This window comes from Candidatus Hydrogenedentota bacterium (assembly GCA_013359265.1).
Lineage (GTDB): Bacteria > Hydrogenedentota > Hydrogenedentia > Hydrogenedentales > SLHB01 > JABWCD01.
Window position 1 is genome coordinate 1 of the sequence record JABWCD010000017.1, and the last position, 12,257, is coordinate 12,257.

Here is a 12,257-nt window from a genome sequence, read left to right on the forward strand (position 1 = left end):
TCCGTCTGCTGGGTCACCAAAACCTCCGTCCCTCGACTGAATCCAAGCATTATGTTTATCGGCAGTTTCCATAAATGCTTCACTCGGCTAAAGAATTACCGAAATAGCAATTTCGTAACGAGGAAACGTAGAAAGGAGCACGGGCGTCCCGCCCGTGAGTCTGAGCGCCAGCGTCCCGCCCGTGAGTCTGAATGCCGGCGTCCCGCCTGTGAATTTGAGTACAAACTGCCACTCACGGGCGAGACGCCCGTGCTCCTTTCCAGTGCTACCAATTTTCCGTCGAAAACGTCGCGACCTGGCACGACGGATAATATCGGACGGTCTCGGACCTGCCGAGCTCCTGCGTATCGAGATAATGCGCCAGCAGCGCGCAGCGGTCCGCGTCGATGATGTGATCGTCGCCTTTCTCGAAGACGATCTGGTTTCGTATTCCGCCCGAATACGTGTGCCCGGCATATTGCGTTTCGCGATCGGCGAGTTGCGGGAACACGATCGTCCGGTCCGCCATCCGGCGTTGCAGCAACTCCGTCATGAACAGCTTGGTCGGACGCCGGTCCGGCGTACCGTCGGGAAATTCGCCCACGTCCATCACGCCGCCAAACTCGAACGCCATGACTTTGTCGTGCCATTCCACATCGATGTTCTTGAGGTTGTGCGCCACCGCGCTGCCGTTGTTGCCCGCGTCGATACCGATCGCGCGGAAACGATACGCGCGGTCCAACTCTTCGACGATGCGCTGCTGCCGATGGTAATTGACGCCGTGCAAGTTGATGCGCGCAACGTTCACGAGATCGGGCGGCGCGTTCCGGTACACCACAAACTCGGACGGATCGCGCACGTAGCCCAGGTCGCACCCGAGGTAATAGATCCCCTTCGGCACGCCCGTGGGCGCCTCGAAGGGGTCGTGCTCGCCGAGCGACACCTCGAAATACTCGAGCGCGTCGTCCACGCACGCGAGATACGCATTGAGATCGAAGACCGCGTACGCCGGCGAACCGTGTTGACCCAACACGCGATGAATATACCCAGGCGATTCGCACCCGCCGTACAACAGCGCCAGTTCCGCGTCTTTCTCCGCCGAAAACTCCGGGTTCAACCGCGACGGCCAGTTGTACTGCTCCGCGTTCCGGTCTGTCGTCATCCGGTGAAACGTGTTGCGCAACCCGTTCGGCACGCCATACACCCAACGCATGCCCCCGGCGTTCAACGCCTGAAACATTTCCTCCCACGCCGCGTCCGTCATCTCCTGCGCTTCGTCGACGATTTGCCAATCCACGTGCAGCCCCTGGAAATTCATCCCGTGCGGCCCCGCGATGCGCCCCCACAACACAAACCCGTTCGCAAACCGCAGACACCACGACGGCGTGCGTTTCACATCGACCAGCGTCCCCTTGAACGCGGGGCTTCGCTCAAACACGCGCACGACGCGGTCCATCAGCGGAAACAAATGGTTCTCGCACTGCGTCGCGATCAGCATCTCCCGATTCGGCATCGCCACCGACGCCCACGCCGCGACAATCTCGATCTCCGACGTCTTGCCGACATCGCGTCCATCGCAGTGCACTTTGCGCGGCGCGATCGAATTGAGCGAGTCGTATTGGTATGGACGAGGGACCCAGGCTTGTCCGCGGCGATTGCGGAAGAAAAACTGGGCGAAGTCGGCTCGCGGGCTGAGGAATCGCGCGTGGGGTGTGGAGGGACTCGGGTTTCGTGAATGCAAGGCAGACTTGATGGACGGAGTGGACGATATGGACGTGATGGACGAAATGGACAGGTGCGATCGGGTGGACATGGTGGACGTGGTGGACCTATTGGGTTGTGAGGTGTTTGGACGAGTTTGGTTTAGAACGTGCGGCATTTGTTGGGACTCCTTGGTGGAGGGTTCGTGCGTGGTCGGGGCGTGCGCGGCGCCGAGGGGTGGATTCTTGAAGACGCTTTCGGCGTAGGCGCGGATGGGGGTGTTGAGCGGGAAGGCTTCGGGTGGGATTCCGCCGGCAAGAAAGCGTTCGAGGTAGTCCTTGGGTCCGTTTTTGTATCCGCCAAGGGGGTTATCGGTCCAGGGGTCGGGGGAATCGGGGGCTTCTCCTTTTTCGTCTTCGGGTAATGGCGGCAGGTGGAGATTGCCGAGTATGTGGGCGGCGAGTTCTTTGGAAACGCTTTGTTTGGCCGGGCGGTAGGATGCGAGGACATGGTCGCGTTCGGCCTCGGCGAGGGGCTCGTCGAGTTGGATGACGTTGTCAAAGGCCTCGGCCATGTCTACGTCACGGCCTTGGGACCCGGCAAGGATGGCCTGTTGCAGGTAGGCTTGCGCATGAGGGCGATTGGCCTGCGGCCCGATCTGGGAATCCACGAGGGAATCGGGGTCGATTTCCATGTCGTGCTGCGTTCGTTTGGTGTGGCGCATGATGCCTTCGGGCGACGGGGGTGCGAAATTGTTTTTTTGGTGAAACAAAGGGGTGCTGAGGGGACAGTGGAGGACGCGTAAGTTGGCCCGGAACTCTCGCATGAGGCGAATGAACGCCAAGGTGGCGTTGGGGTTAGCGAAGCTGGGGGCTTCGCGGGAACTTGTGCCCGGATCTTGTGACACCCCTCCCCCTGTCAGGGGGGTGTTGTTGAGGTGTGCGGCGGCGGTGTTGACGAGGACTTGGAGCATTGCGACGTTATGAGCGGCGTGGATTCCCATGGGATTCGGATGAGGCTGAGTTTCGGCGATGGCCAATGCGTCGGTGACGACTGTGTTGTACTCCATGAGTTGGTAAGGACAGGTGGGCGCTTTTCCCGGCGGCATGGAGGCGATCTCGGGCGAGGCGCAGGGACAGGATTGCCAGTAGGGACAGCGCGGCGTGCAGGTTCTCAAGCGTCGGGAGTAGAGGCCATGAACGACGGCGTTGCGGTTACCTTTGGGAGCGCCGATGAGGTCGCAACCTCCGTGGTATTTGCAACGGCCCGTGGGGTGGTCCGAGGTGTTGGTGCAGGGGGTGGCGTCGGGGAGCCGGGCACCGCAGATGCGGTGGTTGAGTTCGGATTCTTTTGCGTCGATGGCGGCGATCCAGGTTTCTGACCAGGAGCGTGCGCAGGGGGTGCCGAGGGTGGTGGTTTGTAGTTGCATGACTGAGATTCCTCCTATAAAGGAGGCCCGGGGTGTTGCAGTGTTTGGGGTGGAAAGGGTTTAGGGTGTAGCGGAGGGTCGAGGGTTGGGAATCGGGAACCAGGAGGGAAGTGACTGGAGCCAGACGTCCGGTGTCGTGTGCCTGTCGAGGGAGCACTTCGGGAGTGGGGGTGTGCTTCAGCAGAACTGTCTTGGCTCAGCGGTTTGTGTAGCGCAGGATGGTGCGTGAAGGGCGAATTCGGCGCGGTGAGCATCAGCAAGCCGCGCGCTTGCACATGTTTCAAGAAATCTCTCGCTTCAGATCTCCCATTATTGTAAGGTATTAGACAAGGGCTGAGGCATGAGACAACGTTTTGTAGCTGCGACACGTGGATCGTGCCTCTTAACAATGAGGGAGATTCGACGATCACGATTGTTTTTTGACTTCTGGGATGAAGATAAAAGATAGGAAAATTATCAAATTAAGGTGCCATAAACCACTAGTGCTATATGAGTAAACGCGATCAGAATCAACCTATGTGCGTCATATTGTCGGGTGGGCAGGCCACGCGAATGCGGCCGATCTCTCTGCTTCGGTCAAAATCAATGCTTCCCTTCTTGGGGCAACCCTTACTAAGCTATCTGCTTGCCCAACTTCGCGCTGCCAGCTTGACGGATGTTGTGGTGACAGACCGAGGTTTGAATGGAGACATCCAGCGCCATTTTCAAGAGGGAGAAGACTATGGAATGAGTCTGTCGTACGCGCCTCCAGCCAAGTGGCACGGCACGGCCGGTACTGTCTTGTCCCTCATTCGAGTGTACGAGTCTCTCACGGATCACACGGTAGTTGTTATTTACGGCGACAGCTTGCTCCGAATGGATTTTTCCGCGTTGATCGACTTTCACCGGGCAAAGCGCTCGAAGTTTACAATTGCATACCATAGACCGCGGCTTGATCGGTTCTTGTTCGAAGGGGATCCCAACGACCAACCACGAACGAATTTCGGAGTGATGCAATTGCGGTCTGACGACCGAGTAACTCGTTTTGAGGAAAAGCCACACCTTCACAGAATCCCATTGGAATTCACGAACCCAGTCGCTAGCGCGGCGGTATATGTTCTCGAACCGACTGTTTTCCGCGAAGTGCCGCGTTTCGACACGCTGGATTTCGGATTTGATCTCATACCGTGGCTTATCGAACGATCTATGCCCGTTTACGGTTTCGACATTCTGCCAGGCCACCGTATCGACATTGGCACACTTTCGCACTATTGCACGGCCCAACTCGCAGTCCTCGAGGGGAAGATCAATCTTGCACGCGATGCTGCATTTGGAACGGCTGGAGTCCAAATTCATCACGGAGCGGTTGTTCATCCAACTGCGCGCTTAGTTCCCCCCGTGTTCGTCGCGGAAGGCGTGGAGATAGAAGAATCTGCAATGGTCGAGAATTCGATCATTGGGGAAGGTACCCACATTGGTCCACTTTCTCAAGTAAGAAACTCGGTGGTTCTAGAGGGTGTGTTAGTTGGCGCCAGGGCCATTGTCGATGGCTCAATACTCGCCGAACACTGCGTCGTGAGCCCGGACGCGAACGTTTCTCCTGGAACTGCCGTAGGTGCGTGGTCACGCATAGGGGGAGGAACCTTCATCCTGCCCGAGGATGCGCAACATGGACTCTTTTATGAAGGAGAATATCGATGAGTCATATGATTTGGGCCGCCGTGTTCGCCTTAGTTTTCCATCCTCCTGTCGAGTTGTGTAAGTGGATATGGAGCGCGGCTTATCTCATTTGGCTAGCTGGGAGAGCGGGGCTAAAAGGTACTTACGTGCGAAGTGACAAGCACGCACAAAGACTACTGGAAAGGACGTTTAAGGCCCTAATGCCGGGCGACGAGTTGCTAATTGTCGGACGGACGAATCACGGGCTGCTTCGTCATAATTATCGGCTGTTCGTTCACGCCCTTGCAAAGGGCGCTGTAATCAAAATGCTCATTCTCGATCGCGGCGCTCTTTCAGGTATTGGTGCTCATTCAAACGTTGACCTACGATCACTCGGCATAAATGACGCTCATTGGGAGCTATCAAAGGACCTAAAGGACGTCGAACTAAACCTAACCGAACTTCGCAGGGAATGCGAACGTACGGCATGCACAGGATCGATGCTTGTTTACCGCTCAACAGTCGTGGTGCAAAGTAGTGTTGTGATTCACGTCCCGAAAAATCAAGGCAAGACAATGCACCTAACCTACGATTTCAGTTTTGGAAAGGAACGCAAGTTCATCCAGTACTACGAAAGGAAACATAGTGAAGACAAGGTTGAAGTTGACTTCTGTAATAGTTTACGCGAATTCTATCAACAAATGTTCACGCCTGCAGCGGACCGCTCTAAACTCGATCACGAGTTAAGCTACCAGGCTAAGAACCAAGTCATTGACCAGAATGGGATAGAGGTTGTAGCCGAGGAACTCCAGAAGTACATTGACTCCCACCCACAGAGCGAACCAGTCCGCCAAAACGGGCTTACGCGAATGGTACCCGCAATACCCCCGATTTTCGAGGCCATCCGCCTGGGCAACCAAGCACCCCCCCCACTGAGTGTTCAACTTGAGTTGACGAACAAATGCACTACAGCTTGCAGTCATTGTTACCGCTTCGAAGGTTCCGCGTCAACGAACCAGGACATTCGTTTGGATACTGCAAAGGATTTGCTGTCACAGTTGGGTGCATTCGGCGTAAGAACTGTAACGTTTTCGGGCGGAGAACCCACCAAACACCATGACTTCTCTCAACTCCTCCTTCACGCTTACACAGAAGGTTTACTGGTTGGCGTTATTAGTAACGGTGTCGGTCTGAGCGATGATTGCATTGATTGTATTCTTCAATATGCGCGCTGGTTAAGGCTTTCGGTAGACGGAAGCTGTCGAGAAGTTTACGGAAGGATACGCAGATCTATCAGTACGAGCAGGGACTCGTATGATGACGTCCAGAACACGATCTTTCGCTTGAAGGCGAGAGTTGGAACCAACAAGAACTGCCAGCTTGCGATTTGTTACACGATTCAGCGAGCGAATGCGTCGGACGTTCCTGACATGATACGGTGGGCACGCGATTCCGGCATTCCCGGCGGTGACAAATGCTTGACGTTTAAGTTTGCGCACGGCGAAAATGGGTTTCTGTGCACGGAGGATCAACTAAAATGGCTGTACGAAGAAGTGTTCGCCAACCCTGACTTTACGACCGCAGCAAATATTCCATACCTGCGCTGGTTCTTGGGCTATCAAACGGAATTGCCAGACCTTATAAAAGGGAGGCCCACAGAGGGGCTTTATTCGCGACGAAAGACGCGATGCTTTACACCATATTTGTTTGCCTTAGTAGATCCCTCAGGCGATGTCTACCCTTGTTGCTTTCTGTTTGAAGACAATAAGGGATACGGGGACGACATTAGACGCAGGCGCGCGCAGCATGCTCTTGGAAATATAAATCGCAACTCATTCGAGAATATCTGGCGCGGCAACGCATACGAGGCGCTTAGAAAAGAACTTAGAGTAGTTTCACCGAGCAGCGAGAAGTTCCGGCCTTGTGGTACGTGCACACGTCATTGTAATCATAATGTATGGATGTCGGAGATGTATGAAATGTGCACACAGGTTTCCGCTAGTGGTAGTGCCGACGCGCTTGCTTCGCTTTCGAGACGGTTAGGGAATAGAGCGGGACCTGTGTGGTTATGACGCCAAATTCTTGACCCATTGCCCGGGATGTATGTAACTCACATCGTTATTTTGGGTTATTTTGGGTTATTTTGGATCGCAAGTCCGGACATTGAATGCAAGATTGCGTCCCATCCTTCCCGGATTTCCTTCTCTGCACGGTTGCCTTTCGGCGATTGCGTAATTCGGGGTTCTATGGCGAGAAGCATACTGTCCACTTCATCCAAACAACTCTCCGAATTCCTTACCTTGAAATTTCGATTCATCACATCGAAATTTCAAGGTACGATCGGCGCGTCATGGGAAGGGTTTGCAATCGAGCAGGTCCGGTTGGCCTTGCGCGCGGACCGGTCCGAATTTTTTTCTGGTCAACGCACGCCGGAGCGGAACTCGATTTGCTCGTGGTCCGCGGCCGCGCGCGGCTCGGCTTCGAGATCAAGCGCACGACTGCGCTTCGGGTTACGCCGTCGATGCGGCACGCGCTCGCGGACCTGAAACTCAAGCGGCTGGATGTTATCCACGCGGGGGACACGACGTTTCCGCTGGCGAAAAACATTCGCGCGGTAGCGTTGTCCAGGCTTCTAACCGATATCAAACCGCTCGCGACATAGAGGATCGGTAGGTTTGACCCAAACGACACGGGTGAACAGGAAGGGCGCCGGCAGCCGCATGATCCCGGCAGGACGGTTCAACTATCATCGGCGGTAATTTTGACGGTGTTGGCGATGGCCGAGGGGTTCGAGGAATAGGGTTCAACAGAGTGGGAATTGGGCATCCTCCTTCGCTCGTTGAGCTTCGGAGGACAAGACGGCTATCGGGTTTCGAGAACGGCGCGGAGTTCCCAAATCGATCTCAGATTTAAGATTTCAGATTTCACAACGCGGCGTAGCCGCAACCAAACCAGCCACGAAAGAACACAAAGAGATTTGAACCACAGATTTCACGGATGCCACAGATCAGTGCCGGAAAATTGCGACAAGAATTCACAAAATCGAATGTGAGTAGTACAGAACAAGTAACTTCGCCGATTCTGTCGGTGGTGGCGAAATGTATATGGAAGGGAATCATTTAATGGGACTTGGCAAGCAGATTCGGTTGAACCGCATTTTTGGGCATCCGTCGGGCCGGTTGTGTTCGGTGGCGGTGGATCATTTGGTGGCGTACCAGCAGGGGTTGCCGGAGGGCTTGCGGAACGTGCCGGAAACCATCGCGGCGCTTGTGAAGGGCAAACCCGACGCGATCACGATGTACAAGGGCATGGCGCAAAACGCGTGGCCGCCGTACGCGGGCAGCATTCCGCTGATTATTACGTCGATTGCGTTTACGGTGGACGACACGATCATGCACCAGATGGCGCGGCCGCACGAGTGCGTGCGGCTTGGCGCGGACGCGATATCCGCGGCGATTGCGTTGCGCAGTCCGCGCGAGGGCGATTATCTGAAGAAGCTCGCGACAATTGTCGAGGAAGCGGCGGAGTTCGATTTGCCGGTCATCGCGCACATCTACCCCCGCGATTTTTCGGGCGAACCCAGGGTGGTCCACGATCCGGAGAATATCTTTTGGGCGGTGCGGTGCGGCGTCGAGTTGGGCGCGGACGTAATCAAGGTGCCGTACACCGGCGATGTCGAATCATTTCGCGCGATCGTCGCGACGTCGCCGGTGCCGGTCGTGGCGGCGGGCGGGCCCAAGGCGAACACGTTGCTCGACGCGTTGCGGCTTATGGACGGCGCGGTCGAGGCGGGCGCACGCGGCGCGACGATCGGTCGAAACGTCTGGGGCGCGCCGGACCCGGTGGCGGCGCTCGAAGCGTTCAAGCGGGTGATTCATGACCGCATCACACCCGAACCGGCGCGCGTCCACTGACAAGAATTCGCATGGGCGCACGCATTATCCTGCTGTTGTATGCCGCATGCATCGAAAATAGCCGTCGTGATGAACCCCAGTTCCGCCAATGGGCGGACGGGCAAGCGTTGGACGGAGATCGAGGGACGGTTGCGCGGGGTCCTGGGCGAGTTCGTGACGTTCAGCACGAAGCGCCCGGGGCACGCCGTTGACCTCACGCGCAGGGCGTTGCAGGACGGGCACGACCTGATCATCAGCGTGGGCGGCGACGGCACGCATTGCGAAGTCGTGAATGGATTTTTCGAGGGCAACCTTCCGATCAATCCCGCCGCGGCGATGGCGATCTTTCCGCACGGCACCGGTTCCGACCTTGCGCGCGGGATGGGCGTGCGCAAGTTCAACGATGCGCTGGCGATGCTTTCCGCGCGCGTGATATCGAAGATCGATATCGGCCGCGTCACGTTGACGCTGCCGCACGGCGGCACCTCGGTCCGTTATTTCCTGAATGTGGCGGACTTCGGAATTGGCGGCGCCGTCGCCGAGCGCGTGAACGGCCAAACCAAGCGGTTCGGGCCGTTCGTTACGTTTCTGTGGGCGGTCCTGCGCACGCTTGTGACGTTCAAGAACCCGATGGTCTCGATTCAGATCGACGGCGAACTGTTCGAGACGCGCACGATCAACGTCATCGTCGCGAACGGGCAGTACTACGGCGGCGGGATTCATGTCGCGCGCGACGCGCGGATGGACGACGGCCAGTTCGAGGTATATGTGCTGGGCGATATCCGCCTGTTGACAGCCCTGCGCTATTTGCACACGTTTTATCTCGGCACGTACCTGCGCTACCCGCACCTCGTGCGCCGGTTCACGGGGACGCGCGTGACGGCGCAGTCCGACGAGCGGGTGTTGCTCAATCTCGATGGCGAACAGCCGGGCCAACTCCCGGCGGCAATTGAACTCCTGCCCGCGGCGCTGCCGTTTGTCATGCCGCGTTCGCATTGACATTCCGCCGGGCGCGCCGTAGACTCCGGCTGCGGAACCAAGGGGTCTATGACGTCCAGCCATGAGCGCGGTAACCAGTCATCTGAACGTTACTTGGACGCCCTACCTGCGCCCCTCCCCCATCGCCGCCGAAGCGGCGTTGCGCGTGCTCTCGGTCGGCGAGCTTGACGCGTCCACGCTGGCGCTCGTTATCGGTTCCGATCCCGGACTCACCGCGATGCTCGTGCGGGCGACCGAACCCGCGGCCATGGGCGCCTCCATCGCGGCGCGAATTGCGGAGTTGCCGCCCGCGCGGCTGCATTCGGCGTTGTACCCCGGGTTGGTCGATGCGCTCGCGACCCATCACGGTTCGTTCTCCGACCAGGATCGAGAGGCGTGGCGCAAGGCGCTTGCAACCGCGATCGCCGCGGAATGCATCGCCCAGGATCGGGGTGATGTCTCACCGGACGCCGCGTATCTGGCGGGGCTGCTGCACAACGCGGCCGCCGTCCAACCGGAGGACCGGTTTGCTCCCGAGCGAACTGGGAATGTGCGCGCGATTGCGCGGAGGTACAAGTTTCCCGCGTGGCTTATCGATAGCATCGAAGGCCAGGACGTGTATTCGCCGTCGTACGGCGAATCGCCGGCAATTGCCGAGATTTTGCGCGCCGCGAAGACGGTTGCGCTGGAAATCCTTTCGGACGAACCGATCACGCCGTCGAGGGCTGCGGCCTTTCGCCGCGCTGGACCCGGCACGGAAGCGCTCGAATCAGTCCGCGAGCGCGCCGCGCGTTCGCTGGAACGGCGTATGTCGTTGTTTGCGTTCGATCCCTCGCCGGCGCGGGAATTGCACGCCGCGCTGCTGCGTTTCTCAAACCACTTGCTCCTGTATTGGCGCGTCGACGAGACCAGTGCGGCGGCGCTGCGCGAACGGGTGAAACACCTCGATGCGCTTGTTGCCTTCGAGCGCGCGGCGACGCCGTCCATGGCGATGGACGAAGTGCTGATCACGTGCGCCGACCGGTTGCGGTCCGCGCTGGCGATACCCGCCGGGCTTGTCGTTGCGTGGCCAGAATGCGGCGCGCCGGCATATGGCGCGCGTTGGAACACGCGGAGCGGCGCGCTCGAGCCGTTGCAGTTGGAAGTCGATGGCGCGCCGGCCGAGCGATCGATCCAACGTCTTCTTGCCGGAGACGTGTGGCCCGTCGCAAACAACGCCGCTGCCGCGCCAGACATACTTTCAGTCTATACGCCCGCGGGACGGCACGCGGGGTACGTCGCGGTCGCGCACGGCGGCATGCCTGCGGACGCGTGGCGCGAACACGTGCGCGAGTGGGCGGCCGCACTGGGGCGCGCTGTCAGCCATATTGACGACGCAGCGCGCGACGATGCGCGGATAGATACACTGCGCCGCTTGATCGACGAGTTGCGCGGGACTTCTGACGAGTCCGAGGACACTGGCGCCGCGCCGTCCGTGCCGCAGCGCCATATCGCGCGCGCGGTGATGGCGGCATTGCACGCGCCGCTGAGCGCGGTTACCGCACAGGCGCACCAGCTTGTGGCGCAGCCGGCCGACCCGAGCACGCAGGGGCTTGTCGAGGAGCTGGCGAAGCAGGCGCGCAACGCCGCGCGCGTCCTGTCGGACCTGCGGGCCGTGGCGGGCGGCGGCGACGCGCCGAACGAGTTCATTCTGATCAACGCGCCGCTGCGTCAATTCCTCCACGCTGCGCGCGCGCGCCTGGAACGCCGCGCAATTCAAGTACACGAACGCTTTGCGGAAGGATTGCCGCGGATACGCGCGGACGTGCGCGAGCTGAACCACCTGTTCACCAATCTGTTCGCGTTCATCGAGCAGCGCATGGGGCATACGGGCCGAACGATCACCGTGGCGACCGCTCCCGGCGAGGACCGCGCGTCAGTTTGTGTGACAATAGGCGTGACGGGTATGGCACTGACGCAATCGCAGGCCGAGGGCCTTTTCCAACCGTTGGCGGAGCGTGAGAGCGCATCCACGGAGTTCGCGCTCTCGCTCGCAGCGTGCCGCGCGATTGTCGATGCGATCGGCGGGTCGATCCGCGCATCGACATCGGCCGACGGCGTCGTTCTCACGGTCGAGTTCGAGGCCATCCACGCCGTGCTGGCCGTGGAACGAGACGCGTCCACGGTCGCGCAGGGAATCGTGTCGTTCGCTCCCGTCGATACGGCCAAGCCTCGAAGCGAGAGCGGCGGGGGCGCGCGCGTACTGATAGTCGACGACGACGAAGTGATGCGCGACTTAATGAAACAGGCGCTCGCGCGGAAGGGTTATACTGCCGAGACCGTGAAGGACGGCGACGAGGCAATTCGCTTCCTGCGCCAAAATCGCGTCGATCTCGTGCTGCTCGATCTGCTGATGCCGAATCGCGATGGGTTGGCGGTCCTGCGCGAACTGCGGGACGAGTCGCCGGCAACGCCGGTCATCGTCATGACGGGGAGCCGGTCGGCGGAAATGCGCGAGGAGGCGATGGACCTTGGTGCGCGCTCGTTCCTCCAAAAGCCGTTCGAACTTGGCCAACTGTTGTCCGAGGTCGAGTCGGTGCTCGTTCACCAACGGGCCTAGCCGTAACGCCCATCCGATCACATCGACCGGGGACACGCCC

Annotated in this window: 6 protein-coding genes and 1 pseudogene; 6 read left to right on the forward strand and 1 reads right to left on the reverse strand. The window is 58.9% G+C overall.

The features are described from left to right. Nucleotides 1-265: 265 nt before the first annotated feature. Nucleotides 266-2,404 carry a hypothetical protein gene (locus tag HUU46_15455; protein NUM55042.1) on the reverse strand — a complete coding sequence of 713 codons (2,139 nt, stop codon included), beginning with the start codon at nt 2,402-2,404 and terminating at the stop codon, nt 266-268. Nucleotides 2,405-3,598: 1,194 nt separating this feature from the next. Here HUU46_15455 and HUU46_15460 point away from each other — a divergent pair. The 6 genes and pseudogenes from HUU46_15460 (at nt 3,599) to HUU46_15485 (ending at nt 12,217) form a co-directional block, all read left to right on the forward strand. Then, complete coding sequence (locus HUU46_15460; GenBank protein NUM55043.1) at nt 3,599-4,789, forward strand: NDP-sugar synthase; 1,191 nt, start codon at nt 3,599-3,601, stop codon at nt 4,787-4,789. After that, a complete protein-coding gene (locus HUU46_15465) occupies nt 4,786-6,819 on the forward strand; it encodes a radical SAM protein (protein ID NUM55044.1) in 2,034 nt (677 codons plus the stop codon). Before HUU46_15460 ends, HUU46_15465 begins: the two co-directional genes overlap by 4 nt. A 243-nt stretch (nt 6,820-7,062) precedes the next feature. Further along, nucleotides 7,063-7,409: pseudogene (locus HUU46_15470) on the forward strand (ATP-binding protein). A gap of 460 nt (nt 7,410-7,869) precedes the next feature. Next, on the forward strand, nt 7,870-8,661 hold the full coding sequence (locus HUU46_15475) for an aldolase (protein NUM55045.1): 792 nt from the start codon (nt 7,870-7,872) through the stop codon (nt 8,659-8,661). A 66-nt stretch (nt 8,662-8,727) separates the two neighbouring features. After that, entirely contained in the window at nt 8,728-9,639 is a 912-nt protein-coding gene (locus HUU46_15480) for a diacylglycerol kinase family lipid kinase (protein NUM55046.1), read from the forward strand. Between the two features lie 61 nt (nt 9,640-9,700). Further along, nucleotides 9,701-12,217: a response regulator gene (locus tag HUU46_15485; protein NUM55047.1), complete on the forward strand. Its 2,517-nt coding sequence runs from the start codon at nt 9,701-9,703 to the stop codon at nt 12,215-12,217. The last annotated feature ends 40 nt before the right edge of the window (nt 12,218-12,257 follow it).